This is a genomic window from Pseudomonas azotoformans (assembly GCF_900103345.1).
GTDB lineage: Bacteria > Pseudomonadota > Gammaproteobacteria > Pseudomonadales > Pseudomonadaceae > Aquipseudomonas > Aquipseudomonas azotoformans.
Genome location: NZ_LT629702.1, coordinates 473,056 through 499,529, shown reverse-complemented (window position 1 = coordinate 499,529; position 26,474 = coordinate 473,056). Strand labels below are relative to the sequence as shown.

Below are 26,474 nucleotides of genomic sequence, written 5' to 3'. Positions count from 1 at the left end.
TTTGAGTGGCCGGGACTGCTGCCCCGATAGCTCTTCAAAGTCGTTTCTTCAGATCTTTGAGGTAAGCGCGCACCATCATGGAGTAAGGCGCGTGGTCATCAGCCATCGATGTCATCTGCCGCATCGTACGGTCAAGGAGGTCGTTCAGACATTTGAGAATGCGTTGATTGTCAACCTGATAGTTGGAATCGTAAGGTCGCGATTCCAAATCTGTAATGACCTTGCTCAGATCAACCACCTGACCCTCCATAAATCTCAAATGGCGCAGTACGCGAGTACGATCCTGCACCAACCCCAGCCGGTTCAGGCCATAGATATGGATCGAGAATGCCCCCCGCAGGCTGAGCCCATCCATCAAGGCCTCAGTTAGTTCCTTCTTGAATTTCGGCAGCATATCCGTAATGAGTTTTTGAGCGGGTAAGCCGCCGGACTCGCCCTTCATCGGCAGTATCAAACCGATGATATTGGTAGGCTCGATGTAAAAGCGCAGATGCTCCGAGGGATTGTCCCGACAAGGATCCAACAGCAGAGGAAGCTCTCTGGAATAGTCCCTTGCTGCGTCGTGGGCACGCACCCCCAACACCGGAAAATGGTTGCCCTTGCCAGTCACGACCTTGCGTGAGTCGCTGAATTCTCCCGGGTCACCGAGCAGTGTCGTCAACTTGGCTGACAGAGTGGGTGTGTCGTGGGTATTCAAGCGATTGCAAAAAATACAACTGGGCAAGAGATTGTCCCACGCCATGCCCAACCACCAATAACCGGTGTGTCCCTTGTCCTGCACAACACCTTCTTTTGGACGGTAATGTTCGACTTCCATGGCTGATGTGGACCGATAAAAACTCTCGCAGTAGGCGCATTTACCATGGAACATGTCATTGAGCTTTGCTCGGACGCTCGCGTGCCCGTAGAGATCAAACTTTGCTACAAGCTCCTTTTCCTCAGAATCTGCATGGGCAGTGCGCTTCTTCGGTGCAGTATCAGCCTTTACGAGCTTCCCTTTCTTTTTTGCCTCAAAGTACACGGCCAAGGCGGCAAGTTCCGCCTCGATCGCCAGATTTCTGCCATTGGTCAGCGCGAGCGCTTCAGGGAGTTCTTCGAGGTTTCGCTGCACATACCGCATAAGTTAAAAACTCTCCAGATACGCCCGGATTTTTGCCTTTGCTTTCACATTCAGATCCTTCAACTTCTCGCTGGAAGCCTTTGCCCGGTCCTGAAGAAACTCCGCCACCGCCGTCTGTACCAATCGCTGCCCCTCCGTACTACCAACGGGCAACACATCGTTGATTTGCTGCTTGAACAGTGCCACCACTGCTTCCTTATCCGCATCCAGGTCTTCACCAGCATTGCTTGCACTCAACAAGTCAGCGACCTTGGCCAACTTCAAGTTCATCAGCGGCTGGTCGGTGGAGGCCAGGCTGAAAAAATCAGACGTCAGCAACTGCTCGACGGTTAACTGGGTGATATCGGGCAGATCTTTCAGTTGTTCAATGCGTACCGAATGCCGACTGTTGTTGTCTGGCGTTCTACCGTTGCGATGCACCACGACGACTTCACGGTGATGCATGCCGCGCACACATAAGGGGTCATGGCTGGTGACAATGAACGTCACATTTGGCAACGCGGCACGCAACGCCCCCATGATCTGAATTTTCCAACGTGGATGCAGGTGCGCCTCCACCTCATCAATCAATACGATCGCGCGGGCGTTTTCCAGGCTTTGGTAGTGCGGGTTGATGGTGCGATCCATTAGCCGACGCATGATGTCGCAAGCCATTGCCAACACGGCGCGATAGCCCGAGGACACTTGGCTGAGCGGTGTCTGGCTTTCCTGATCGGCATGTCGTGTAACGATCAGGCACTGTGTCCCGTCCGCAGACTTTATAAAGACGTTGAATTCCTCCTGGACTGCCAGGATCAGCCGCAATGCGCGTGCCACATCATCGAACTCACCCGGGCTGGCAAGGTTTACCAGCCAGGGCTCGGGATCGGGCAGCAGTTGGTCTGAATGAAAAAGGTTGGTAATGCAATGATCAGGCTGGTAAGCCCCACCGTGTTTCCTAAATTGGCGGAACGCACCATAGGCAAACACCGGCGGAACCTTTGACGATCGCCTCAAGGGCTTCCAGCCGCCCGCATCGATATCAAGCACCGACTGACGGCCGTTATCAAAACTCAGGCGAACCTGCGCAGAAGTCAGTCGTTCCTGGTTCAACGCACCCAACTGCTTCGGATCCAGCACCCATTCACCCGCCTCTAGCTTCAGCGACTTGCGGGTCATCACACTGGACAACGCGAGCGCTGTAGCCTCAAGAATCGAACTCTTGCCCGTGGCGTTTTCCCCGAGAATCAACATGGCTGGTTGTTGCACCTCGCCGGACAGTACCTCACTTGACGGTTGCGCCAGGTGCAACTTGAGATGTTCGATGGACTTGAAGTGATTCAACTCGATTGAACGCAGGACGGGGTAAACGGGAGGTGGAACAACAGGTTTATCTACACCCACTGCCTGTTGGGGCTCTGTCGCCTCGGGGGAGTTTTTCTCTGGAATTGGAAGACGACTGATATTTTCGCCTTCTAACCATTCGAACAGATCTTCACGATGGTTCTCAAACTGTGGATTACTGAAGATCAGCTGGAACGAATGGCCAATCCTGGCGCGAGAGTCGTCCAACTCCAGGCCAAATATCGTGGAGAGATGGGCAATAATCTGGCGACATAGCAAATACCACGAACCTCCGAATTCCATCCTGGCAAAATCGAACAGTGAGGCGTTGTCAACCTGATACAAATGTAAATCGGGTAGCCCGTGGATGAGAAGGGCATCTCGATACCCGCTCAGCTGTGCCTTTCGTGCCGCAACCAATTGCGGGCGATTCAGTGAAAAATGTTCAATCGTAGCCCTACCCATCCTGCTCATTTCGATGAGCGCGCCTGAAATCGAAGGCAAGAAATGATTGTCGAAGCTTGAGTTACGACAAGGGTCAAGCAACAGGGTCTTTTCATCAATCGGATAGTCTCCCCAAAGCCCCTCCCCCTTATTGGCAAAGCGGGTCAGTTGCTCAATGCTAGGCAAGGGCGCTCGCCGACCCGCGACTGGGAAATACTCGCGCTGGCGTGGAATACATCGCCTACAGATTGGGTAGATGTTTTCCCATGCAGTGGCCAGCCAGGTGTAATACAAATGACCGTTATCAGCCTCGGGCGTCGCGGAAGAGCGGGGTCGAAAGCGATAGACCTCCGTAATAGTCAACGTCTCACAGAACGCGCACTTTCCCGAAAAAAGTCGCGCGAGGGCGGCATGAGTATCGGCCCCATTCAGCGTCATCATATTGTCGGACAATCGCGTCTGCGAGCGCTCCAGCGGGTCCAACTGAAAGTACCTTAGCAGTTTGTGCCTGGCGGCTCTGGCCTGCCCCCCACAAAGAGACCTCGGCGCAGGCTCGTTCTTTCGATCAAAAAACTGCATCAATCTCATCCCTAAGACTTAAAAGGCCATGAGAATAATAGCAACGAGCCACCAAGCGTAAGCCTCCTTCTGTATTTACTTCACATACTTCAACTTGCCCACCGAGGCATGTATCACTTTGCTGCGCGTCGCCAAGCAGTAATACAACGGACACGTCACCACCAACCCCACCAGCCACGACAGGTCTGCGCCGTCCACCAGGTTGGCCCACGGCCCCACGTACAGCGACGTATTGGCAAACGGCAGTTGCACGAGGATGCCGATGAAATACGCCACGATTGCGTGCAGATTGAAGCGTCCGTAAACCCCGCCGTCCGCCTGGAAGATCGAGGCAATGTCATACACCCCGCGCTTGATCACGTAGAAGTCGATCAGGTTGATCGACGCCCACGGAACCAGCACCAGCAGCAGGGCGAGGATCAGGCCGATGAACTGCGAGATGAAGTCCGCCGACGCGCCCAGCGCTACCACGCAGCAGCCGGCAAGAATCACGCCGGACAGCACCACGCGCACCTTGATGCTCGGCGTCCACTGGCTGGCGAAGGTCTGGATCGAGGTGATGATCGACAGCACTGCGCCATACAGATTCAAGGCGTTGTGGCTGATGATGTTGAGCAGGAACAGCACCATCAGGATCGGGCCGAGCCAGCCTGTGGCCTGCTTGACCGCGACCATGGCTTCGGTGCCTTCGGGCGTGGCCAGTGCCGCCACCAGGCCGAAGGCGAAGGACAACATCGTGCCGAGGGTCGCGCCCAGGTAGGTCGCGATGAACGGCCGGGTAATGCCGATATCCGCCGGCAGGTAGCGCGAATAGTCGCTGGTGTAGGGCGAGAAGCTGATCTGCCAGATAACACCGAGCGACACCGTGGCCAGCCAGCCAGCGGCATTGAAGCCGCCACGGGTGAGGAAGTCCGCCGGCAGGTCATGGGCGAAGATGTACATGAAACCGGCCAGCAGCGCGCTGCCCATCACCCAGGTGCCGATGCGGTTGAGGCTATGGATAAAGCGGTAGCCGATCACGCCGATGGCGGTGGCGCTGAGCGCACCGATCAGGATGCTCGCCGGAACCGGCACCGACGGCACGATGCCAACGATGGACTTGCCGGCCAGCACGATGTTGGAGATGAAAAAGCCGATGTAGATCAGCGCGGCAAAGAACACGATCAACAGCGCGCCATAGCGACCGAACTGGCCCCGGCTCTGCACCATCTGCGGGATGCCCATGCGCGGGCCCTGGGCCGATGCGAGGGCAATCACGATGCCGCCGAGCAGATGCCCGAGGGCAATCGCCAGCAGCCCCCACACCAGGTTGAGATGGAACACCTGGGCAACCATGGCGCCGGTGACAATGGGCAGCGGTGCAATGTTGGTGCTGAACCATAGGGTGAACAGGTCGCGGGCCTTTCCGTGGCGCTCTGCGAGAGGGACATAATCGACCGTGTGATGCTCGATCAGGGGGTCTTGCCGGGACATCTGGGGCATGGAAATGAACTCGCGTTGGTCTGATCTTATAGTTGTTTGACGCCAAACCGGGGGCGCTTCATGGCGCCCCTCAGATGAACACCATATTATGGTATTCCAACATTTTCACAAGACTGATCCGTAGTCCTGGCACGCATCTGATCCGCAATTGTGCCACATGGCTTATGGCTATTTCTCGCTGAAAACCCTGTATTTATTGGTGATAAGACCAAAGGCATGCGTTCATCGGGTGGCTGAAAAAGATCTTGCACGCTTCGTATTACGGTATACCATCAGACCCACAAATCCATAAAAACCGCCACACTGTCTGAGGACCTTCCCATGATCGATGCCGCCATCTACAAACAAGTGATGGGTTCGTTTCCGTCCGGGGTCACTGTGATCACCACGCTGGATGACGAGGGCCAGATCGTCGGGCTGACCGCCAGTGCCTTCAGCTCGCTGTCGATGGACCCGGCCCTGGTGCTGTTTTGCCCCAACTACAGCTCCGATTCGTACCCGGTGCTGATCAAGAACAAGCGCTTTGCCATCCACGTGCTCTCCGGTGGGCAGCAGACCGAAGCCTACGCCTTTGCGCGCAAGGGCAAGGACAAGGCCCAGGGCATCGAATGGACCTTGAGTGAGTTGGGCAACCCGATCCTGGCGAATGCCACGGCGGTGATCGAGTGCGAGTTGTGGCGCGAATATGAAGGCGGCGACCACGCAATCATGGTCGGCGCGGTGAAGAACCTGATCGTACCCCGGCAGAACGCCGGGCCACTGGTGTATTGCCATGGCAAGATGGGCGCCCTGCCCATGCCGGCCTAATACCCCTATTTGAAGGCACCACACATCAAAATGTGGGAGCGGGCTTGCTCGCGAAGGCAGTCTTTCAGTCGATGCATTCAGTGACTGACACACCGCATTCGCGAGCAAGCCCGCTCCCACCTTTTTTGCATTTCAAATAAAAGGAAGCGGCGGTGGTCAGGTGCGGAAGCGGCTGACCAACTGATTCAAGGTCTGCGACAACGCCGTCAACTGCTGCGCATCCCCGTGAATCTGGCTGATATCCGATTGATGTCTTCGGCCATCTTGTGCTGCTCTTCAGCGGCAGTGGCGATCTGGGTGCTCATATTGCGGATCACATCGACCGTTTCGTGGATCAACCCACGAAACCAAGGCCCTGCGCATCGGCGCGGGCGGCGTTGAGGGCCAAGGGGTTGGTCTGTTCGGCGATAGCGAAAGCCGTCCCGTGCCTCATGGCGCACGTTGAGGATGATCAGCACAGCCACCAGAATCACCGGCAGACTGGCGATCACCGCAAAGGCCAGGATCAATTTTTGTTTTATGTTCATCAGGCTCGCCTTCCTTGTGAGGTGAGGGTGTGACCATTGGAGAGAAATGTTTTGCGGATATTCCGTATTATGGTATACCAACAATCAATCCGCCGAACAGCCGTCATCACTGGCATGCTTCAGATTGGCGAGAGCACTTAAGGGCCTGCAGTCGACAGGCCGATCACAATAGATCCGAGGTAAGCGTCATGAAGTTTTCCCTGTTCGTACACATGGAGCGTTGGGACGAAAGCGTCAGCCACCGCCAGTTGTTCGAAGACCTGACCGAGTTGACCCTGATGGCCGAGGCCGGCGGCTTCAGCACCGTATGGATTGGCGAACACCACGCCATGGAATACACCATCTCGCCAAGCCCGATGCCGCTGCTGGCTTACCTCGCAGCCAAGACCACCACCATCCACCTCGGCGCCGGCACCATCATCGCGCCGTTCTGGCACCCGCTGCGGGTGGCCGGTGAATGTGCGCTGCTGGACGTGATCAGCAACGGGCGCATGGAAGTCGGCCTGGCCCGTGGCGCCTACCAGGTGGAATTCGACCGCATGGCCGGCGGCATGCCCGCCTCTTCCGGCGGCCAGGCCCTGCGCGAGATGGTCCCGGTGGTACGCGCGCTGTGGCAGGGCGACTACGCCCATGACGGCGACATCTGGAAATTCCCCACCTCCACCAGCGTGCCCAAGCCGATCCAACAGCCCAACCCACCGATGTGGATCGCCGCCCGCGACCCGGACTCCCACAACTTCGCCGTGGCCAACGGTTGCAACGTGATGGTCACGCCGCTGATGAAGGGCGACGAAGAAGTCCTCGACCTGAAGAACAAATTCCAGGCCGCCCTGGACAACAACCCTGGCGTGCCACGCCCGCAACTGATGGTGCTGCGCCACACCCACGTGCACGCCGAGGACGATCCGGACGGCTGGAAAGTCGGGGCCAAGGCCATCTCCCGGTTCTATCGCACCTTCGATGCCTGGTTCGGCAACAAGAGCGTGCCGGTCAACGGCTTCCTGGAGCCCAGCCCGGAAGAGAAGTTCGCCGGCCGCCCCGAGTTCGAACTGGAGAGCCTGCACAAGACCGCAATGATCGGCACCGCCGCACAAATCATCCCGCGCATCCAGTACTACCAGGAACTGGGCGTGGATGAATTCAGCTTCTGGTGCGACAACAGCCTGTCCCACGCCGAGAAGAAGAAGTCGCTGGCGTTGTTTATCGAGCAGGTCGTGCCGGCGTTTCGGTGATCGCTGACAAGAGCCGCTTGCCGCTGACACCGGGCAAGCGGCTTTTTGTTGTGCGCGATCATCACCATCCCCGTAAGAGTCTATTACCACGCACAATGTACTAACTGGTTACTTATCTTGCTAAAATCGCGTCTTTGCCCTCTCACATTCGAGTGCTGTCGACATGAAACGAGCATCGCGCGCCACTGGCGTCTCTAGAATCTTACTGCTGGGCCTGGGCGTGATCATCGCTCTGCTCGGTCTCGCGCTGGCCATTGGCGGCGGCAAACTGGTGAGCCTGGGAGGCTCCTGGTACTTCCTGATCGGCGGTGCGGCCATGGCCGTGTCCGGTCTGCTGATTGCCCGGCGCAAGCCGGTGGGCGCGTGGCTGTTCGCGGCCTTCCTGGTCGGCACGGCTATCTGGGCGGTGGCGGATGTGGGGCTGGTGTTCTGGCCGCTGTTCTCCCGCGTGTTCATGTTCGCGGTGATCGGCATGGTGGTAGCGCTGGTGTACCCGCTGCTGGTCAACCGGCCTGCTCGCGGCGCCTATGGCGTGGCGGCGGTAATGGCGGTGGGCGTGGCCGTGGCGGCGGGCAATATGTTTGTTGCCCACCCAAGCGTGGCACCCACCGGCAACGGCCCAGGCATCACGCCGGTGGCCGCAGCCGATGCGCAGAAAGACTGGGCGCACTACGGCAACACCGAAGGCGGCAGCCGCTTCGCTGCGCTGGACCAGATCAATCGCGACAACATCAACAAGCTCAAAGTGGCCTGGACCTACCACACCGGCGACGTCGCCATCAGCGACGGCAACGGTGCCGAAGACCAGCTGACCCCGCTGCAGATCGGCAACAAAGTGTTCATCTGCACGCCGCACAACAACCTGATCGCCCTCGACGCCGACACCGGCAAAGAGCTGTGGAAGAACGAGGTCAACGCCAAATCGGCGGTGTGGCAGCGTTGCCGTGGCATGGCCTACTTTGACGCCACCGCGCCGATTGCCCAGCCGACCCAACCGAACAGCTCGCCGATCATCGCCGCCAGCGTGCCCTCCGGTGCGCAGTGCCAGCGTCGCTTGCTGACCAACACCATCGATGCACGCCTGATCGCCGTGGACGCCGACACCGGCCAGTTCTGCGAAGACTTCGGCACCCATGGCCAGGTGGATTTGAAAGCCGGCCTGGGTAACGTGCCGGACAGCTACTACCAACTGTCCTCGGCGCCGTTGATCGCCGGCACCACCGTGGTAGTCGGCGGCCGCGTGGCTGACAATGTGCAGACCGACATGCCCGGCGGCGTGATCCGTGGCTTCGACGTGATCACCGGCCAGATGCGCTGGGCGTTCGACCCCGGCAACCCGCAAGACAAAAAAGCCCCGGCCGACGGCAGCACCTACGTGCGCAGCACGCCGAACAGCTGGGCGCCGATGTCCTATGACCCACTGATGAACACAGTCTTCCTGCCGATGGGCAGTTCGTCCACCGACATCTACGGGGTTGAACGTACGCAACTGAATCACAAATACGGCGCGTCGGTACTGGCGCTGGACGCCTCCACCGGCGCGGAAAAATGGGTGTACCAGACCGTCCACAATGACCTGTGGGACTTCGACCTGCCGATGCAGCCGAGCCTGATCGACTTCACCCCGCCCGGCAGCGACAAGGCTGTGCCTGCGGTGGTGATCGGCACCAAGGCCGGGCAGATCTACGTGCTCGACCGTACCACCGGCAAGCCGCTGACCGAGGTGAAGGAAGTCCCGGTCAAGGCCGCCAATATCCCCAACGAACCCTACTCGGCGACCCAGCCAAAATCGGTCGGCATGCCACAGATCGGCGCACAGACCCTGACCGAATCGGACATGTGGGGCGCCACGCCGTTTGACCAGTTGCTGTGCCGCATCGACTTCAAGGGCATGCGCTACGACGGCCTGTACACCGCGCCGGGCACCGATAAATCCCTGAGTTTCCCGGGCTCGCTGGGTGGCATGAACTGGGGCAGCATTTCCACCGACCCGGTGCACGGTTTTATCTTCGTCAACGACATGCGCCTGGGCCTGTGGATCCAGATGATACCGTCGCAGAACAAGGCCCAGGCCGCGTCCGGTGGCGAAGCGCTGAACACCGGCATGGGCGCCGTGCCACTCAAGGGCACGCCGTATGCGGTGAACAAAAACCGCTTCCTGTCGGTGGCCGGCATTCCGTGCCAGGCGCCGCCATTCGGCACCCTGACCGCCATCGACATGAAGACCCAGAAAGTCGCCTGGCAAGTGCCAGTCGGCACCGTGGAAGACACCGGCCCCCTGGGCATCCGCATGCACCTGCCGATCAAGATCGGCCTGCCGACCCTCGGCGGCACCCTGTCGACCCAGGGCGGCCTGATCTTTATCGCTGGTACCCAGGACTTCTACCTGCGCGCTTTCAACAGCGGCAACGGTGAGGAAATCTGGAAAGCCCGCCTGCCCGTCGGCAGCCAGGGTGGCCCGATGACCTACGTGTCGCCGAAAACCGGCAAGCAGTACATCGTCATCACCGCCGGTGGCGCACGCCAGTCCACCGACCGTGGCGACTACGTGATCGCCTACGCCCTGCCATAACCCCCCGTTCGCGCGGCGCCTCCCCGGCGTCGCGCCTTGTGCCTGGAAAAACCCGCATGACCCCCACTTCTCATATTCCCCTTGGGCGCCTGCTGCTGGGCCTGGCCCTGGGCGCGGCCCTGCCCGTGCAAGCCGATGACACCACCCTGACCGGCGACTGGGGCGGCCTGCGCCGTGAACTCGACGCACAGGGCATCCGCTTCAGCGGCGACTACAGCGGCGAGACCGCCTACAACGCCCATGGCGGCCAGCACCGCTCGGCGCGCTACTCGCAGAACCTCAAGCTCGGCGTGCAGTTCGACCTGGGCAAGCTCTACGGCTTGACCCATGGCGATCGCATCCAGCTCACGATCAATGACCGACGCGGCAACAGTGCGTCCGAGGACCTGGTGGGCAACCGCCTGCCGATCCAGGAAAACTACGGCGGCCTCTACACTCGCCTCACCGAGTTGAGCTACGAGCGCACGCTGTTCACCCCGGCGCTGAACGTCAAGCTCGGCTACATGGCCATGGGCAATGACCTCGGCGGCCTCGACAGCGGGATCTTGTGCAACTTCATGAACGCCGGGTTCTGCGGGCACCCGCTGAACATGTCCGGCGGCAGCGGCTGGACCAACTACCCGAATGCACGCCTGGGTGCGCGGGTGAAATATGACTTCTCGCCGTCTTGGCAACTGCGCGTAGCCGCGTTCAACGTCGACCCGCAAAGCAACGGCAACTCCAGCCGCGCCTGGCGCCTGGACCCCAAGCACACCACCGGCACCGTGGTGCCCATCGAATTGATCTACAAACACGCCGGCAGCCTGCCGGGTGAATACAAGCTGGGTTATTACTACGACAGCTCCGACGTGAAACGCATCGGCAGCAACAAGGAAGTCAGCGGTCGCGGCGGTCACTACCTGCTGATCGACCAGGCGGTGTGGGCTTCGGATTCCTCCAGCGGTCGTGTGCTGCACGCCTTCGGCCAGTATTCTGCCGCCAGCGAAGCGGCGTCGCCGTTCAGCAAGTGGTATGGCGCAGGGGTGGTGCTGTACAAACCGTTCGAAGGCCGGCCGCGGGACACCGTCGCGCTGGGCTATGGCCGTGCCGTGCCCAACCCACGCAGCCGCGACGTACAGGAACTGGCCGCTTTCAAGGCCGGGACCGACTACCCCAACCTGAACAACGCCGAGCAACTGATCGAACTCAGCTACGGCTACCAGGCCACCCCCTGGCTGACCCTGCGCCCGGATGTGCAATACATCATCGAGCCGGGGGCGTTTTCCGGTGACAACATCGACAACGCCCTGGTGCTGGGCCTGCAGGTCAAGGCGGTATTCTGACGCGGCTCAGTCGTCTGAAGGCAACGCCCTGTTTGCCTGTTCGAGCGCAGTGATGCGCTCGACTTTCTTCCCGGAGCGCTCCACTTCGAACTCCGACTCCAGGAACACTTTGACGATGCTCTTGGCCAACTCGGGGCCGATCACCCGTGCACCGATGGACAGGATCTGCGCATCGTTGCTCTTGCGTGCACGCTCGGCCGAATAGGTGTCGTGGGCCTGGGCCGCCCGCACGCCCTTGATCTTGTTGGCGGAAATCGCCATGCCGATGCCGGTGCCACAGATCAGCACACCCAGGCGCTGCTCACCCGCCCCCACCGCCGTGGCCACCGCTGCTGCGATGTCCGGGTACAGTACCGGGCTGGACGAATGGCAGCCAAAGTCCTCGACCCCATACCCCAGGCCTTCGATAAAGCGCTTGAGCATTTCCTTGAGCTCAAAGCCCGCCTCGTCGCATCCGATGGCCACCGAAAACGTCGTTTGTGCACCCATTACTGTTTCTCCATCAGACCGATCAAATGATCACTAACTGAAATTATGCACAATCATTAGCGGACGACACGCCTGCTGCTGTCAAGGCTTATTTCAAGGCAACAACCCACTAAAACCTTAAAACCTCAGGCGAATGCTGCGCCAAGCCATTGACAAAACTAACTCGACCAGTTTAAACATATGATCACTATCCGATCATATGATCAGGCTGTTGGCTAAGCCTACCTAATAAGAAAATCAGCAAGAGGACACACCGATGGCCCCGCCATTACTGCTCCAGGCTGAACAAGTTTCCAAGGCCTACGCCGGGGTCCCTGCCCTGCGCGACGGGCGCCTGGCCCTGCGGGCCGGCAGCGTGCACGCACTGTGCGGCGGCAATGGCGCCGGCAAATCCACCTTCCTCAGTATCTTGATGGGCATCACCCAGCGTGACGCCGGCAGCATCCTGCTCAACGGCCAGCCCGTGCAGTTCGACCGCCCCAGCGCAGCACTCGCCGCCGGGGTGGCGATGATCACCCAGGAGCTGGAGCCCATCCCCTACATGACCGTCGCCGAAAATATCTGGCTGGGCCGCGAACCGCGCCGCGCCGGTTGTATCGTCGACAGCAAGGAACTGAACCGACGCACCCGCGAACTGCTGCAAAGCCTGGAGTTCGATGTGGACGCCACCAGCCCCATGCATCGTCTGAGCGTGGCGCAGATCCAGCTGGTGGAGATCGCCAAGGCGTTCAGCCATGACTGCCAGGTGATGATCATGGACGAACCCACCTCGGCCATCGGCGAACACGAAGCGCAAACCCTGTTCAAGGCGATCCGCCGCCTGACCGCGCGTGGCGCCGGGATCATCTATGTGTCGCACCGCCTGAGTGAATTGGCACAGATTGCCGATGACTACAGCATCTTCCGCGACGGCGCCTTTGTGGAAAGCGGGCGCATGGCCGATATCGACCGCGCCCACCTGGTGCGCGGCATCGTCGGCCAGGAGTTGCAGCGCATCGACCATAAAGTCGGCCGCGAATGCGCCGCCGCCACGTGCCTGGATGTCAATGGCCTGAGCCGTGACGGCGAGTTCCAGGACATCAGCCTGCAACTGCGCCAGGGCGAAATCCTCGGCATCTATGGGCTGATGGGTTCGGGGCGCAGCGAATTCCTCAACTGCCTGTATGGCCTGACCCTGCCGGACGCCGGCAGCGCCACCCTGCAAGGCCAGCCCCTGCCCACCGGCACCCCGGCGGCGACCATCCGCGCCGGCATGTCCCTGGTCACCGAAGACCGCAAGGACAGTGGCCTGGTGCTCAGCGCCAGCATCCTCGCCAACATCGCGCTGTCGGCCTACAAGCAATTGTCGAGCTGGTCGGTGATCAATGCGCGCAAGGAACAGGCCCTGGCGCAGAGCATGGTCAAGCGCCTGCAGATCAAGATCTCGTCCCTGGACCTGCCGGTGGAGTCCATGAGCGGCGGCAACCAGCAGAAAGTGGTGCTCGCCAAATGCCTGTCGACCCAGCCGATCTGCCTGCTGTGCGACGAACCCACGCGCGGCATCGACGAGGGCGCCAAGCAGGAGATCTATCACCTGCTCGACGAATTCGTGCGCGCCGGCGGTGCGGCCATCGTGGTCTCGTCCGAGGCGCCGGAACTGCTGCACCTGAGTGACCGCATCGCGGTGTTCAAGGGCGGCCGCCTGGTGACCGTCAGCAGCGACACCGCCCTTTCCCAGGAAGCCTTGTTGAGTCTTGCCTCATGAACAGTAAAGTCCTCGCCGCACCCGTCACTGCCGCGCCGCGCAACCGCCTGCGCTTGTCCCTCGACCGCTTCGGCCTGCCGCTGGTGTTTATCCTGCTGTGCCTGGTGATGGCGTTTTCCAGCGAATACTTCATGACCTGGCGCAACTGGATGGACATCCTGCGCCAGACCTCCATCAACGGCATCCTGGCGGTGGGCATGACCTACGTGATCCTCACCAAGGGCATCGACCTGTCGGTGGGCTCGATCCTGGCCTTCGCCGGCTTGTGCAGCGCGCTGGTCGCCACCCAGGGTTATGGCCTGCTGGCGGCGGTGAGTGCGGGGATGTTTGCCGGGGCCATGCTCGGCGTGGTCAACGGTTTCATGGTAGCCAACCTGAGCATCCCACCCTTTGTCGCCACCCTCGGCATGCTCAGCGTGGCGCGGGGCATGACCTTTATTCTCAACGACGGCAGCCCGGTCACCGACCTGCCGGACAGCTTCCTCGCCCTGGGCATCGGCAAGCTAGGCCCCATTGGCGTGCCGATCATTATCTTTGCGGTGGTCGCGCTGATCTTCTGGATGGTGCTGCGCTACACCACCTACGGGCGCTACGTGTACGCCGTGGGCGGCAACGAAAAAAGCGCGCGCACCTCCGGCATCGGCGTGCGCAAGGTCACGTTCTCGGTGTATGTGATTTCCGGCCTGCTGGCGGGGTTGGCCGGGGTGGTGCTGGCGGCGCGCACCACCTCGGCCCTGCCCCAGGCGGGCGTGTCTTATGAGCTGGATGCGATTGCGGCGGTGGTGATCGGCGGCACCAGCCTGTCGGGTGGCACAGGCAGCATTGTCGGCACGTTGTTTGGCGCGCTGCTGATCGGTGTGATCAACAACGGTTTGAACCTGCTCGGGGTGTCGTCGTATTACCAACAAGTGGCCAAGGGATTGATCATCGTGCTTGCGGTGTTGATTGATGTCTGGCGCAAGAAAAAACGCTAAGTGGAGTGTGTGCAATGTCCAATTTCTGGAACCAGGCGTTCGACCTCACCGGCCGTTGCGCCGTGATCACCGGGGGCGCCGCCGGTATCGGCCTGGCCTGTGCCCAGTTGCTGGTGGAGCGCGGCGCCCGGGTGGCGTTGCTGGACCGTGACCCGGCGGTGGTCGAAGTGGCTGCCAGCCTCGGCGCGGGTCATGTGGGGCTGGTGGCTGACCTGCGCCAGCTCGATTCGCTGCAGGCCGTCGTCGACCAGGCCGCTGCCGGGCTCGGGCGCATCGATTACCTGGTCAACAGCGCGGGGGTCGCGCTGCTCGACAAGGCCCTGGACGTGGATGAAAACGCCTGGGACACCACCCTGGACATCAACCTCAAGGCCAGTTTCTTCGTGGCGCAGGCCTGTGCCCGCTACATGATCGAACAAGGCGGCGGGCGTATCGTCAACCTTGCCTCCCAGGCCGCCGTCATCGGCCTGGACCGTCATGTGGCCTACTGCGCGAGCAAGGCCGCCGTGGTCGGCATGACCAAGGTGCTGGCCATGGAATGGGCGCCCCACGGCATCAACGTCAACGCCGTGTCACCGACCATCGTCGAGACCGCCCTGGGCAAGAAAGCCTGGGCGGGCGAACTGGGCGAACGGGCCAAATTGCAGATCCCGGTGGGGCGCTTCGCCCAGCCGGAAGAAATCGCCGGCCTGGTGCTGTACCTGGTCAGCGACGCGGCCAGGATGATCACCGGGGAAAACGTAGTGATCGACGGCGGCTACAGCATTCAGTAAGCCGATTCCAAACGAATAAGAACAAGGAAACACCCAATGAATCGAGTCATCAATGATGCGGACCTGGTGGTCGAGGACATGCTCGCGGGCATCCTCCTGGCGCACCCGGAACTGGTGCAGTACGAGAGCAACCCACGGGTCATCCGCAAACGCACGTCCTCACCGGCCGGCCAGGTCGGTATTGTCACTGGCGGCGGTTCGGGGCACGAGCCGGCGTTTCTCGGCTATGTCGGCCCAGGGTTGGTGGATGCGGTGGCGGTGGGCGAGATTTTCTCTTCACCCACCGCCAAGAGCTTCTTCGACGCGTTCCGTGCCGCCGACCAGGGCGCGGGCGTGGCGTGCCTGTATGGCAACTATGCCGGCGACAACATGAACGTGAAGCTGGCGATGAAAATGGCCGCCAGCAAAGCCATGGACATCCGCACCGTGGTGGCCAACGACGACGTGGCCTCCGCCCCGCCCGCCGAAATCGCCAAGCGGCGTGGCGTGGCCGGCGAGATCTTCATGTGGAAGATCGGCGGTGCCGCCGCCGCCCAGGGCTACGACCTCGACGGCGTGATCCGCGTGGCGCAGAAGGCCGTGGACCATTGCCGCTCCATCGGCGTGGGGCTCACGCCCTGCACCATCCCGGCAGTGGGCAAACCCAACTTCCAGATTGCCGACGGCCTGATGGAACTGGGCATCGGCCACCATGGCGAACCGGGTATCGAAGTGGTGCCGGTGGAGTCCGCCGCCGCCATGGCCGAGCGCATGCTCGCGCCGATCCTGGCCGACCGCGACTTCACCCAGGACCAAAGCGTGGTGGTACTGGTCTCGGGCCTGGGCGCCACGCCGGTGATGGAGCTGTATATCTTCTACGCCGAGGTCGAGCGCCAACTGCGCGCCAAGGGCCTGCGCATTCACCGCTGTTACGTGGGCAACTACTTCACGTCCCTGGAAATGATGGGCGTGACCCTGACCCTGCTTGGCCTCGACGCCGAGCTGAGCCGCCTGATCGACCAACCTTGCCGCTCCATCGGCATGACCCAGTCGGAGTGAAGCATGCGCGAACATTTCCCGAGCAACACCGGCAGCGCCATCGTCACCAACCTGGTGTCGATCATCGTCGCCAACCGCGAATACCTCAGTGAAGTGGACGGCGCCATCGGCGACGGCGACCACGGCATCAACATGGCCAAGGGGTTCTCGCGCTGCGGCAAGACCCTGGAGGGCCGCGAACTTTCCCTGGCCGAGGCGCTGGACGAACTGACCCTGGCGTTGATGGAAGGCATCGGCGGCTCCATGGGCCCGCTGTATGGCAGCCTGTTTATCGGCATGGCCGACGAAGTGCGCGGCCACGACAGCATCGATGGGGCGACCTTCGCCAAACTGCTGCGCGGCGGCCTGACTTCTCTACAGGACATCAGCGATGCGGGTGTGGGTGACAAGTGCCTGATGGATACCTTGATCCCGGCGGTGGAAGCGTTTGAACAGGCCCAGGCCAGCGGCGCGACGTTCCGCGAAGCGTTGCACCGAATGAAAAGCGCCGCCTCCCAGGGCCGTGATTCCACCCGCGACCTGGTGGCCAAGATCGGCCGTGCCAGCCGCCTGGGAGAGCGCTCCCTGGGGGTACTGGATGCGGGCGCGGTGTCGTGCTGCCTGATCCTGACCAACCTTGCCGAATCGGTTGAGGCGCGGTTGGTGGCGTAGTTGTGAGCCTGCTTTGTGTGGTGAGCCCGCTTTCTGTGGTGAGCCTGCTTTCTGTGGTGAGCGGGCTTGCCCCGCGCTGGGCTGCGAAGCGGCCCCAGAACCTGTCAATGAGTTCTAACTGAATAAATGCGGTGCCTGGATTGGGGCGGCTTCGCCACCCAACGCGGGGCAAGCCCGCTCACCACAGCAAGCCCCCTCACCACAGCAAGCCCGTTCGCCACAACAAGCCTGTTCACCACAACAAGCGGGCTCAACACATACAAGATGTCACCTAGCGGCGCGTTGCATCATCCAGGGCGAGGATCGTGTAGGCATTCGACACGGTCGTCGCCAGGGTGTTGATCACCCCGGAGCGCAACGCACCGAGGGTGGCCGCCGCCTTGGTGTTCTCGCTGGCAATCGCCACCACGTCGGGAATGCGCACCAGTTCCTGTACCGACAGGCCGATGACCCGGCCCTGCATGGCGTTGACCGCCGGTTGGCCGTGGATGTCGATAAAGTCGTAGCCCATCATGTCACCGACTGTACCCGACACCCGGGCCTGGGCGATTTCCTGGGGGGAGAACCAGCCCATGCGCACCATGTTGCTGTTCTCGCTCATGTCGCCGATGCCGATCAAGGCGATATCGGCGCGGCGCGCACGGTCGAGGGTGGAGCGCACGGTGTCGTTGTTGATCAGCACGCTGCGCAGTTCCGGGTTGGCCACCAGGGCCGGGGCGTACAGGGTTTCGCTCTCGGCGCCAAAACGCAGGGCCAGGCGCCGGCAGATATGGTCGGGGTTCATGTATTCACCGGCCTTGAGCGAGCCGCCGATGGCGCACACAAAGGTGCAGTTGCGCGTCACCGGCAGGAACACGTTCTCGGCCACGGCGCCCACGTTGCGGCCCATGCCGACGGCGACGATCATGCCGTCGCTGAGGGTCTTGTTCAGGTAGTTGGCGACCAGGCTGGCCACGGCCGACCGCTGGGTGTCGGGGTCGCCGTGGTCGACCGCGATCAAGGCGCGGTCCAACTGGAAGCGCTCGACCAGCGCCTGCTCCAACTCCGTGTTCAGGGCCGGATGCTGCAACACCCGCACCTCCACCACCCCTTCATCACGGGCGCGCTTGAGCAAGCGGCTGACCTTGACCCGCGACAGGTCGAAGCGCTTGGCAATGGCTTCCTGGGTGATGTTGTCGAGGTAATAAAGCATGGCCACTTCGGTCATCAGGTCGATGTCGCTGGCGGCACGCTGGGCACTGTCGGTCATGGGAGCTTCCATTTACGCCACAAAAAACCATTCTCCCTAGTCTGTACGGTGCAAGTCCAGCGGCGAATGGGCGATGCCTGCAAAGTTTCTAATGGCTGTGCTGGTATTCCCGTGGCGTGCAGCCGAACTCGCGCCGGAACACGGTGTGCAGGTACTGCGCCGACTTGAAGCCGCACTGCTGGGCGATATCGGCAATCGCCAGGTGGTTGCCCTGCAAGCCCTTGGCGGCGCTGGCAAGTTTGAAGCGCAGGATCTCGTCGTGCACGCTGCACCCGCGCGCCTTGCGAAAGTGCGACTCCAGCGATGAACGCGACACCCCGACATAAGCCGCCACCTGGGCGGTCTTGATGCCCTGGCAGGCGTATTGGCGGATAAACAGCAGCGCCTGCATCACGTAAGGGTTGCCCAAGGGTTGGTGCAGGCTCGAGGCCTGCACGTTGATCGCATCCGGCGGCACCAGCACCTGCGTGCCCGTGCAAGGCTTGCCATGCAGCATCTGATGCAACAGCGCGGCGGCGGTGCGGCCCATGGTTTCGGTGCCCTGGATCACCGAGCTCAACGGCACGCGCGTGAGGGTGCGGGTCAGTGGGTCGTTGTCGATACCGATCAGCGCCACCTCTTCCGGCACCGCGATGCCGGCGGTGAGACAGGCTTGCAGCAGTTGCCGGGCGCGGGCGTCGGTGACCGCGATAATTCCGATGGGCTTGGGCAGGCTTTGCAGCCAGGCGATCTGCTGCTCCACCGCGCTGTCCCAGAGCGGCGCGCTGGTGCCCAGGCCGCGATAGATCTGCACCGGCAAGCCATCGCGTTGCAGCAAGCGTTTGAAGGCCTTTTCGCGCTCCTGGGCCCAACGATTGGCCTGGGCTTCGGGCAGGCTGAAACAGGCAAAGCGCATCACACCGGCCTCGATCAGATGTTCATAGGCCAGTTTCATCAAGGCCGCGTTGTCGGTGGCCACATAGGGGATGCCCTTGGGGTAGGCGCGTGCATCTTCATAGGATCCGCCCACCGCCACCACCGGCACCTTGCTGCCGGCCAGCGCCTCGCCGATCAGCGGGTCATCGAAGTCGGCAATGATGCCGTCGCCCTGCCAGCGCTCGATACCTTTGAGGCGGCACAGGAAGTCCTCCTCGAGGAACAAATCCCAGGAAGCGCGGGTGCTGCTCAGGTAATTGCCGATGCCGGCGATGATGCCACGGTCGTAGATTTTGCTGCCGTTGAACAGCAAGGCGATGCGGTGCACGGGCGGTAGGGTTTTCATTGTTGTTGTCCTGGGGCCGGTCGCAACAGCCTAGACCCTGCCACTCAAAATCGCACTGTCCCTTGGTGATTTTCATAATCAGCAGGCCAGGTGCCGTTGCTAGTATCCAGACACCGCCAAGAACAATAAGGAAAACGCCATGCCGTACTTCCCCGGTGTCGAGAAGGTTCGCTTCGAAGGCCCCAGCAGCAACTCTCCCCTCGCCTTTCGCCATTACGACGCCAATAAAATCATCCTCGGCAAACCGATGCGCGAGCACCTGCGCATGGCGGCCTGTTATTGGCACACTTTCGTCTGGCCAGGGGCGGATATGTTTGGCGTGGGCACCTTCAAGCGGCCATGGCAGCGCAGTGGCGAGCCGATGGAGCTGGCCATCGGCAAGGCGGACGCGGCCTTCGAGTTTTTCTCCAAGCTGGGCATCGACTACTACAGCTTTCACGACACGGATGTCGCCCCCGAAGGCAGCTCCCTCAAGGAATACCGCCACCACTTTGCGCAGATGGTTGACCACCTGGAACAGCATCAGGAACAGACCGGCATCCAGCTGCTGTGGGGCACCGCCAACTGCTTCAGCAACCCGCGCTTTGCCGCCGGCGCCGCGAGCAACCCGGACCCGGAGGTGTTTGCCTACGCCGCCGCCCAGGTGTTCAGTGCGATGAACGCGACGCTGCGGCTCAAGGGTGCCAACTATGTGCTGTGGGGCGGTCGTGAAGGCTATGAAACCCTGCTCAACACCGACCTCAAGCGCGAACGCGAACAGCTCGGGCGCTTTATGCGCATGGTGGTGGAACACAAACACAAGATCGGCTTCACCGGCGACCTGCTGATCGAGCCCAAGCCCCAGGAGCCGACCAAGCACCAATACGATTACGACAGCGCCACGGTGTTTGGCTTCCTGCATGAGTTCGGCCTGGAGCATGAGATCAAGGTGAACATCGAGGCCAACCACGCGACCCTGGCCGGGCACAGTTTTCATCATGAGATCGCCACTGCCGTGTCCCTGGGGATTTTCGGCAGCATCGACGCCAACCGTGGCGACCCGCAGAACGGCTGGGACACCGACCAGTTCCCCAACAGCGTCGAGGAAATGACCCTGGCCACCTATGAAATCCTCAAGGCCGGGGGGTTCAAGAATGGCGGCTACAATTTCGATTCCAAGGTACGCCGCCAGAGCCTTGATGAGGTGGACCTGTTCCACGGGCATGTGGCGGCGATGGATGTGCTGGCGCTGGCGCTGGAGCGGGCGGCGGCCATGGTTGAAAACGATCGGTTGCAGCAGTTCAAGGACCAGCGTTACGCCGGCTGGCAACAGCCGCTGGGCCAAGCGGTGCTGGCGGGTGAATTCAGCCTGGAGTCGCTGGCCGAGCATGCCTTCACCCATGAGCTGAACCCGCAGGCGGTGAGTGGTAGGCAGGAGATGCTGGAAGGTATCGTCAACCGTTTTATCTATCGGTGACTGTGTGGCATGCGGGCTTGTGGTGGCTGCCGCACCCTGTGGTGAGCGGGCTTGCCCCGCGTTGGGGCGCGAAGCGGCCCCATTACAGGCGATGTGTTTTTACCTGACATACGGAGGTGCCTGGTTTTGGGGCTGCTTCGCAGCCCAACGCGGGGCAAGCCCGCTCACCACAAAAAAGCATGCTCACCACAACAAGCCCGCTCGCCACAACAAGCGTCATCGCCACAAGTACGGTGTTTGCCTAGAGTCTTTCCAACAACAATAAAAGGACGCACAACCATGAAACGCACCCTCATCGCCACTGCCCTGGCCCTGCTCACCCTGCCGGTCATGGCCGACTCAGCCCACCCTAAGATCGGTTTTTCCATCGATGACCTGCGGCTGGAACGCTGGTCCCGCGACCGTGATTACTTCGTCGCCGCCGCAGAGAAACTCGACGCCAAGGTCTTCGTGCAATCGGCCGATGCCAACGAGCAAAAACAGATCTCGCAGATCGAAAACCTGATCTCCCGTGGCGTCGATGTGATCGTCATCGTGCCGTTCAACGCCACCGTGCTCACCAACGCCGTGGCCGAAGCCAAGAAAGCCGGGATCAAGGTGGTGTCCTATGACCGCCTGATCCTGAATGCTGACATCGACGCCTACATATCCTTCGATAACGAAAAAGTCGGCGAAATGCAGGCCAGCGGCGTGCTGCAAGCGGCACCCAAGGGCAACTACTTCCTGCTCGGCGGCGCGCCCACCGACAACAACGCCAAGGTGCTGCGCGAAGGCCAGATGAAGGTGCTGCAACCGGCCATCGACAAGGGCGATATCAAGGTGGTTGGGCAGCAATGGGTGAAGGAATGGAACCCCACCGAGGCCCTGAGCATCGTGGAGAATGCCCTGACCCGCAATAACAACAAGATCGACGCCATCGTCGCCTCCAACGACGCCACCGCCGGCGGCGCGATCCAGGCCCTGGCCGCGCAGAAACTGGCGGGCAAGGTGCCAATCTCCGGCCAGGACGCCGACCTCGCGGCCATCAAGCGGGTGATCGACGGCACCCAGACCATGACCGTGTACAAGCCGCTCAAGCTGATCGCCACCGAAGCCGCCAAACTCTCGGTGCAACTGGCACGTAACGAGAAACCCACCTACAGCTCGCAGTACGACAATGGCAGCAAACAGGTCGACACCATCCTGCTCACCCCGACCCCGCTGACCAAGGCCAATATCGACCTGTTGGAGAAAGACGGGTTCTACACCAAAGAGCAGATTGCCGGGCAGTGACCGCCATGTCCGACTACCTGCTGCAAATGAACGGCATCGTCAAACGCTTTGGCGGGGTCAACGCGCTGGACGGCATCGATATCAAGGTGCGGCCGGGGGAATGCGTCGGCCTGTGCGGCGAGAACGGGGCCGGTAAATCCACCTTGATGAAGGTGCTGTCGGCGGTCTATCCCCACGGCACCTGGGACGGCGAGATCCTCTGGGACGGGCAGCCGCTCAAGGCCCAGTCGATCAGCGAGACCGAGGCCGCCGGCATCGTGATCATCCACCAGGAACTGACCCTGGTGCCCGACCTGTCGGTGGCCGAAAACATCTTCATGGGCCATGAACTGACCCTGCCGGGTGGGCGCATGAACTACCCGGCGATGTTCCACCGTGCCGAGGCTTTGATGCGCGAGCTCAAGGTGCCGGACATGAACGTGGCGCTGCCGGTGTCGCAGTACGGCGGCGGTTACCAGCAGCTGGTGGAAATCGCCAAGGCCCTGAACAAACAGGCGCGACTGCTGATTCTCGACGAGCCCTCCTCGGCCCTGACCCGCTCGGAAATCGAGGTGCTGCTGGACATCATCCGCGGCCTCAAGGCCAAGGGCGTGGCCTGCGTGTACATCTCCCACAAGCTCGACGAAGTGGCGGCGGTATGCGACACCGTTGCGGTGATCCGCGACGGCAAGCACATCGCGACCACCGCCATGGCCGACATGGACATTGCGCAGATCATCACCCAAATGGTCGGCCGCGAGATGAGCAACCTCTACCCCACCGCACCCCATGCGGTAGGCGAGGTGATTTTCGAGGCGCGCAACGTCACCTGCTACGACGTCGACAACCCCAGGCGCAAGCGCGTGGACGATGTGTCCTTTGTGCTCAAGCGCGGAGAAATCCTCGGCATTGCCGGGTTGGTCGGCGCCGGGCGCACGGAACTGGTGTCGGCGCTGTTCGGCGCCTACCCCGGCCGCTACAGCGCCGAGGTGTGGCTAGACGGCCAGCTGATCGACACGCGCACCCCGCTCAAATCGATCCGCGCCGGGCTGTGCATGGTGCCCGAGGACCGCAAGCGCCAGGGCATCATCCCCGACTTCGGCGTGGGCCAGAACATCACCCTGGCGGTGCTCGACACCTACGCCCACCTGACGCGCATCGACGCCGAAGCCGAACTGGGCAGCATCGATCAGCAGATCGTGCGCCTGCACCTCAAGACCGCCAGTCCGTTCCTGCCGATCACCAGCCTGTCCGGTGGCAACCAGCAAAAGGCCGTGCTGGCAAAAATGCTGATGGCCAAGCCCCGCGTGCTGATCCTCGATGAACCCACACGCGGCGTGGACGTGGGCGCCAAGTATGAGATCTACAAATTGATGGGCGCGCTGGCGGCCGAGGGGGTGTCGATCATCATGGTCTCCTCGGAACTGGCCGAAGTGCTCGGCGTGTCCAACCGCGTGCTGGTGATCGGCGACGGCCAGTTGCGCGGCGACTTCATCAACGAGGGACTCACCCAGGAACAGGTGCTCGCCGCGGCGCTCAGCCAACACAATAATAATGATCGGAAGACCGCGTAGATGAATCAGCTCAAACAGCTGTTTACCCGCTACAAAATGCTTGCCCTGGTGATCGCCGTGGCGGTGATCTGGTTGTTTTTCAGTTGGCAGACCGAGGGTGGCTTCCTCACGCCGCGCAACCTGTCCAACCTGCTGCGGCAGATGTCGATCACCGGGATTCTGGCGTGCGGCATGGTGCTGGTGATCATCAGCGGCGAGATCGATTTGTCGGTGGGCTCGTTGCTGGGACTGCTGGGCGGGTTGGCGGCGATCCTGGATGTGGTTTATCACATACCGTTGTTGGCGAATCTGAGTCTGGTTGCCCTGTGCGGCTTGATGATCGGGTTGGCCAACGGCTACATGACGGCCTACCTGCGCATCCCGTCGTTTATCGTCGGCCTGGGTGGGATGCTGGCGTTTCGCGGGATTCTGCTGGGGATCACCGGTGGCACCACCATTGCGCCGGTGTCGCCGTCCTTGGTGTATGTGGGCCAAGGGTATTTGCCGCATTCGGTCGGGATCGGCCTCGGTGTCTTGCTGTTTGCGCTGACCCTGCTCCTCACCTGGAAACAACGGCGCAACCGCGCACTGCATGGCCTGGCTGCGCATTCATTGGTGCGTGATGTGCTGCGCGTGGTGGTGATCGGCGCGGTGCTGGCCGGGTTCGTCACCACCCTCAACAGCTACGACGGTATCCCTGTGCCGGTACTGCTGTTGCTGGTGCTGCTCGGCGTATTCAGCTACGTCACCAGCCAGACCGTGTTCGGCCGCCGGGTGTATGCGGTGGGCAGCAATATGGAAGCCACGCGCCTGTCGGGCATCAACGTGCAGGCGGTGAAGCTGTGGATCTTCGGCATCATGGGCGTGATGTGTGCGCTCGCTGGGTTGGTCAACACTGCGCGCCTGGCTGCGGGCTCGCCGTCGGCGGGCAGCATGGGCGAATTGGATGCCATCGCCGCGTGCTTTATTGGCGGCACATCGATGCGCGGCGGGTCGGGCACGGTGTACGGCGCGTTGCTCGGGGCGCTGGTGATTACCAGCCTGGATAACGGCATGTCGATGCTGGATGTGGACAGTTACTGGCAGATGATCGTGAAGGGCAGCATTCTGGTGTTGGCGGTTTGGGTGGATGTGAGTACCCGCACAGGTCGCAGGTAGGCACGCAGGACACATGTGGGAGGAGGCAGGCCCCCTCCCACATGGGCATCGGTTTACACCTGATGAATCAGGCTGACGATTGCACGGCAGTCACTGGCTCAACACCACATCGCGCATCGCCGGGATGTAGCCATAGTCATAAGCCTCCTGCACAAACGAACGATCACCCTTCAACACGATCCTGACCGTCGGCGCTTCGGTGCCGCCGATACGGTAGTCATCGCCCGTGGTGGGCACGCTGTCGATAAACGACGTCACCAGGCCGTTGGGCATCACGCAGTGGGAGTATGTCTGGAAGGGCTGCGAAGGCGGATTGCCGAGCACCAGGCCGGACGCATTCATCGGTGTGTAAGGGCCGAGCAGCCGGTCGCTGACGAAACCATACACGCCATCCGGGCCCGTCACGCCGTCCGCGTAGGTGAACTTGTGACTGATGGTGAACAGGTAGTATTTGTTGTCCTGGAACACATAGTGCGGCCGTTCGGTCTGGTCGTTCACACCAACGGCGGTCACCAGCGGTGGCAAAATCTCCCACTCGTCACCGTTGAGGTCTTTGGCCACCGCAATGCCGATGCAGCCGACCTGATAACGCGCACCGCCGACATCTTCATGCCCAGGCGGCACCAGGCCTATTTCATTCGGGCCTACTTCGTGCGTACCCCGCTCGCCGGCAACGTTGCCTTCGAACACCATGTACAACCTGCCATCTTTTGGATCGATAAAGGGGCTGGGATCGCGAAAGTTCCAAGTCGAATTCTGCGCTTCGGTTTGGTAATAGATACCGTCGGCATCAAACAACGATTTGACCTGATCAAAGCCCCGCAGGGTCACGCCGGTATCCGAGGTGACCACCTGGCCCCTGACTTTGGCAATGGTGGCGCCCGGTGTGACGCAGGTGTAATACAGGTCGATATCACCGTTGTTATTCAGCAGGATCGGTGTGCCCGCCCATTCACGCGTGGTCGGCGAAACTCCTTCGGCCATGACACGACCGCCGAAGATCCAGTCCTTGCCGGTGCGCGAGTACCAGTAGCAGATACGCGCATGACCATGGCGGTCTTCCCAGTCGCGCTTGATGTCGTAACGGCCATCGGCGTTGATGAATTGTGGATCATGGGGGCGACGATCAGCCGTCAGGGTGAAGATCACTGACCAGCCATTGACCGATACCACCGTGCCATCCAGTTCACGCAAGGGCATGGTGTCCCAGATAAAGACCGTGTCACTCATGACAGGAAAGTCAGGACTCACTAACGGCTGTGTCGTCGTCGGGTCATTCTCATTAACTTTCAGCGCATCGGCCCGTGTCCAGCGAGTGGGTGTGTGATTCGCATGTTTCATGATGATGTCCTTTTACTGACGCTTAAGTGACAAGCGAAGATTAAATAGCACATGACAGCCAGCAACTTAATGGTGACTGAAAGAGCAAGGGATAGTTGGCTCTGCAAGTGCGAAACAAGGTTTAACAT

At 61.2% G+C, this 26,474-nt stretch carries 20 protein-coding genes and 1 pseudogene; 13 read left to right on the top strand and 8 right to left on the bottom strand.

Annotated elements, in window-relative coordinates; genetic code table 11:
• Positions 1-34 precede the first annotated feature (34 nt).
• The 3 genes from BLR69_RS02335 to BLR69_RS02325 all read right to left on the bottom strand — a co-directional run bounded on the left by BLR69_RS02335 (position 35) and on the right by BLR69_RS02325 (position 4,948).
• Positions 35-1,120: an HNH endonuclease family protein gene (locus BLR69_RS02335; protein WP_071494903.1), complete on the bottom strand. Its 1,086-nt coding sequence runs from the start codon at positions 1,118-1,120 to the stop codon at positions 35-37.
• Positions 1,121-1,123: 3 nt separating this feature from the next.
• Positions 1,124-3,370, bottom strand: coding sequence for an AAA family ATPase (locus BLR69_RS30665; protein WP_166794307.1), 2,247 nt, complete (start codon positions 3,368-3,370; stop codon positions 1,124-1,126).
• A gap of 171 nt (positions 3,371-3,541) precedes the next feature.
• Entirely contained in the window at positions 3,542-4,948 is a 1,407-nt protein-coding gene (locus BLR69_RS02325) for a purine-cytosine permease family protein (RefSeq protein ID WP_071494905.1), read from the bottom strand.
• 321 nt (positions 4,949-5,269) lie between these two features.
• Here BLR69_RS02325 and BLR69_RS02320 point away from each other — a divergent pair, with 321 nt between their 5' ends.
• On the top strand, positions 5,270-5,755 hold the full coding sequence (locus BLR69_RS02320; RefSeq protein WP_071494906.1) for a flavin reductase family protein: 486 nt from the start codon (positions 5,270-5,272) through the stop codon (positions 5,753-5,755).
• Positions 5,756-5,911: 156 nt separating this feature from the next.
• On the opposite strand, the pseudogene BLR69_RS02315 reads toward BLR69_RS02320, so the two are convergent.
• Positions 5,912-6,096, bottom strand: a pseudogene (locus BLR69_RS02315) (hypothetical protein); the annotation flags it as partial.
• 374 nt (positions 6,097-6,470) lie between these two features.
• Here BLR69_RS02315 and BLR69_RS02310 point away from each other — a divergent pair.
• The 3 genes from BLR69_RS02310 (at position 6,471) to BLR69_RS02300 (ending at position 11,408) form a co-directional block, all read left to right on the top strand.
• The gene (locus tag BLR69_RS02310; protein ID WP_071494908.1) at positions 6,471-7,514 is read left to right on the top strand and encodes an LLM class flavin-dependent oxidoreductase; all 1,044 of its coding nucleotides are present in this window, start codon (positions 6,471-6,473) and stop codon (positions 7,512-7,514) included.
• A gap of 163 nt (positions 7,515-7,677) precedes the next feature.
• The gene (locus BLR69_RS02305; protein WP_071494909.1) at positions 7,678-10,086 is read left to right on the top strand and encodes a glucose/quinate/shikimate family membrane-bound PQQ-dependent dehydrogenase; all 2,409 of its coding nucleotides are present in this window, start codon (positions 7,678-7,680) and stop codon (positions 10,084-10,086) included.
• A gap of 56 nt (positions 10,087-10,142) precedes the next feature.
• Positions 10,143-11,408, top strand: a complete 1,266-nt coding sequence (locus BLR69_RS02300) for a carbohydrate porin (protein ID WP_071494910.1) — start codon at positions 10,143-10,145, stop codon at positions 11,406-11,408.
• Between the two features lie 6 nt (positions 11,409-11,414).
• Here BLR69_RS02300 and rpiB read toward each other — a convergent pair whose 3' ends face one another.
• Positions 11,415-11,897, bottom strand: coding sequence for a ribose 5-phosphate isomerase B (rpiB, locus tag BLR69_RS02295; protein WP_071494911.1), 483 nt, complete (start codon positions 11,895-11,897; stop codon positions 11,415-11,417).
• Positions 11,898-12,153: 256 nt separating this feature from the next.
• Between rpiB and BLR69_RS02290 the strand changes: the two genes are divergently transcribed.
• Genes BLR69_RS02290 through dhaL form a run of 5 tightly spaced genes read left to right on the top strand, consistent with a single transcriptional unit; the run spans position 12,154 to position 17,077 of the window.
• Positions 12,154-13,641 carry a sugar ABC transporter ATP-binding protein gene (locus tag BLR69_RS02290; RefSeq protein WP_071494912.1) on the top strand — a complete coding sequence of 496 codons (1,488 nt, stop codon included), beginning with the start codon at positions 12,154-12,156 and terminating at the stop codon, positions 13,639-13,641.
• Positions 13,638-14,615: an ABC transporter permease gene (locus BLR69_RS02285; protein ID WP_071494913.1), complete on the top strand. Its 978-nt coding sequence runs from the start codon at positions 13,638-13,640 to the stop codon at positions 14,613-14,615. Before BLR69_RS02290 ends, BLR69_RS02285 begins: the two co-directional genes overlap by 4 nt.
• A 14-nt stretch (positions 14,616-14,629) precedes the next feature.
• A complete protein-coding gene (locus BLR69_RS02280) occupies positions 14,630-15,388 on the top strand; it encodes an SDR family oxidoreductase (protein ID WP_071494914.1) in 759 nt (252 codons plus the stop codon).
• A 36-nt stretch (positions 15,389-15,424) separates the two neighbouring features.
• Complete coding sequence (locus BLR69_RS02275; protein ID WP_071494915.1) at positions 15,425-16,426, top strand: dihydroxyacetone kinase subunit DhaK; 1,002 nt, start codon at positions 15,425-15,427, stop codon at positions 16,424-16,426.
• Between the two features lie 3 nt (positions 16,427-16,429).
• Positions 16,430-17,077: a dihydroxyacetone kinase subunit DhaL gene (gene dhaL, locus BLR69_RS02270; RefSeq protein WP_071494916.1), complete on the top strand. Its 648-nt coding sequence runs from the start codon at positions 16,430-16,432 to the stop codon at positions 17,075-17,077.
• A 271-nt stretch (positions 17,078-17,348) separates the two neighbouring features.
• Here dhaL and BLR69_RS02265 read toward each other — a convergent pair whose 3' ends face one another.
• Both BLR69_RS02265 and BLR69_RS02260 read right to left on the bottom strand, forming a co-directional pair.
• The gene (locus BLR69_RS02265) at positions 17,349-18,326 is read right to left on the bottom strand and encodes a sugar-binding transcriptional regulator (protein ID WP_071491483.1); all 978 of its coding nucleotides are present in this window, start codon (positions 18,324-18,326) and stop codon (positions 17,349-17,351) included.
• Between the two features lie 88 nt (positions 18,327-18,414).
• Positions 18,415-19,587, bottom strand: a complete 1,173-nt coding sequence (locus BLR69_RS02260; protein WP_071494917.1) for a XylR family transcriptional regulator — start codon at positions 19,585-19,587, stop codon at positions 18,415-18,417.
• Positions 19,588-19,726: 139 nt separating this feature from the next.
• Between BLR69_RS02260 and xylA the strand changes: the two genes are divergently transcribed.
• The 4 genes from xylA (at position 19,727) to BLR69_RS02240 (ending at position 25,005) form a co-directional block, all read left to right on the top strand.
• Positions 19,727-21,043 (top strand): xylose isomerase, encoded by a 1,317-nt coding sequence (gene xylA, locus BLR69_RS02255; protein ID WP_071494918.1) that lies wholly within the window; start codon positions 19,727-19,729, stop codon positions 21,041-21,043.
• 279 nt (positions 21,044-21,322) lie between these two features.
• Positions 21,323-22,315 (top strand): D-xylose ABC transporter substrate-binding protein, encoded by a 993-nt coding sequence (xylF, locus tag BLR69_RS02250; protein WP_071494919.1) that lies wholly within the window; start codon positions 21,323-21,325, stop codon positions 22,313-22,315.
• Between the two features lie 5 nt (positions 22,316-22,320).
• Positions 22,321-23,868, top strand: a complete 1,548-nt coding sequence (xylG, locus tag BLR69_RS02245) for a D-xylose ABC transporter ATP-binding protein (protein ID WP_172832125.1) — start codon at positions 22,321-22,323, stop codon at positions 23,866-23,868.
• Positions 23,869-25,005 (top strand): sugar ABC transporter permease, encoded by a 1,137-nt coding sequence (locus BLR69_RS02240; protein WP_071494921.1) that lies wholly within the window; start codon positions 23,869-23,871, stop codon positions 25,003-25,005.
• A gap of 90 nt (positions 25,006-25,095) precedes the next feature.
• Here the strand turns inward: BLR69_RS02240 and BLR69_RS02235 are convergent, their stop codons facing one another.
• Positions 25,096-26,346 (bottom strand): glycoside hydrolase family 68 protein, encoded by a 1,251-nt coding sequence (locus BLR69_RS02235; protein WP_071494922.1) that lies wholly within the window; start codon positions 26,344-26,346, stop codon positions 25,096-25,098.
• Positions 26,347-26,474: the final 128 nt, after the last annotated feature.

What these genes read in the sequence shown, in the direction of transcription:
- BLR69_RS02335 (WP_071494903.1), bottom strand. Translation starts at nt 1,120, where the DNA reads ATGCGGTATGTGCAGCGAAACCTCGAAGAACTCCCTGAAGCGCTCGCG.
- BLR69_RS02325 (WP_071494905.1), bottom strand. Translation starts at nt 4,948, where the DNA reads ATGCCCCAGATGTCCCGGCAAGACCCCCTGATCGAGCATCACACGGTC.
- BLR69_RS02320 (WP_071494906.1), top strand. Translation starts at nt 5,270, where the DNA reads ATGATCGATGCCGCCATCTACAAACAAGTGATGGGTTCGTTTCCGTCC.
- BLR69_RS02310 (WP_071494908.1), top strand. Translation starts at nt 6,471, where the DNA reads ATGAAGTTTTCCCTGTTCGTACACATGGAGCGTTGGGACGAAAGCGTC.
- BLR69_RS02305 (WP_071494909.1), top strand. Translation starts at nt 7,678, where the DNA reads ATGAAACGAGCATCGCGCGCCACTGGCGTCTCTAGAATCTTACTGCTG.
- BLR69_RS02300 (WP_071494910.1), top strand. Translation starts at nt 10,143, where the DNA reads ATGACCCCCACTTCTCATATTCCCCTTGGGCGCCTGCTGCTGGGCCTG.
- rpiB (WP_071494911.1), bottom strand. Translation starts at nt 11,897, where the DNA reads ATGGGTGCACAAACGACGTTTTCGGTGGCCATCGGATGCGACGAGGCG.
- BLR69_RS02290 (WP_071494912.1), top strand. Translation starts at nt 12,154, where the DNA reads ATGGCCCCGCCATTACTGCTCCAGGCTGAACAAGTTTCCAAGGCCTAC.
- BLR69_RS02285 (WP_071494913.1), top strand. Translation starts at nt 13,638, where the DNA reads ATGAACAGTAAAGTCCTCGCCGCACCCGTCACTGCCGCGCCGCGCAAC.
- BLR69_RS02280 (WP_071494914.1), top strand. Translation starts at nt 14,630, where the DNA reads ATGTCCAATTTCTGGAACCAGGCGTTCGACCTCACCGGCCGTTGCGCC.
- BLR69_RS02275 (WP_071494915.1), top strand. Translation starts at nt 15,425, where the DNA reads ATGAATCGAGTCATCAATGATGCGGACCTGGTGGTCGAGGACATGCTC.
- dhaL (WP_071494916.1), top strand. Translation starts at nt 16,430, where the DNA reads ATGCGCGAACATTTCCCGAGCAACACCGGCAGCGCCATCGTCACCAAC.
- BLR69_RS02265 (WP_071491483.1), bottom strand. Translation starts at nt 18,326, where the DNA reads ATGACCGACAGTGCCCAGCGTGCCGCCAGCGACATCGACCTGATGACC.
- BLR69_RS02260 (WP_071494917.1), bottom strand. Translation starts at nt 19,587, where the DNA reads ATGAAAACCCTACCGCCCGTGCACCGCATCGCCTTGCTGTTCAACGGC.
- xylA (WP_071494918.1), top strand. Translation starts at nt 19,727, where the DNA reads ATGCCGTACTTCCCCGGTGTCGAGAAGGTTCGCTTCGAAGGCCCCAGC.
- xylF (WP_071494919.1), top strand. Translation starts at nt 21,323, where the DNA reads ATGAAACGCACCCTCATCGCCACTGCCCTGGCCCTGCTCACCCTGCCG.
- xylG (WP_172832125.1), top strand. Translation starts at nt 22,321, where the DNA reads ATGTCCGACTACCTGCTGCAAATGAACGGCATCGTCAAACGCTTTGGC.
- BLR69_RS02240 (WP_071494921.1), top strand. Translation starts at nt 23,869, where the DNA reads ATGAATCAGCTCAAACAGCTGTTTACCCGCTACAAAATGCTTGCCCTG.
- BLR69_RS02235 (WP_071494922.1), bottom strand. Translation starts at nt 26,346, where the DNA reads ATGAAACATGCGAATCACACACCCACTCGCTGGACACGGGCCGATGCG.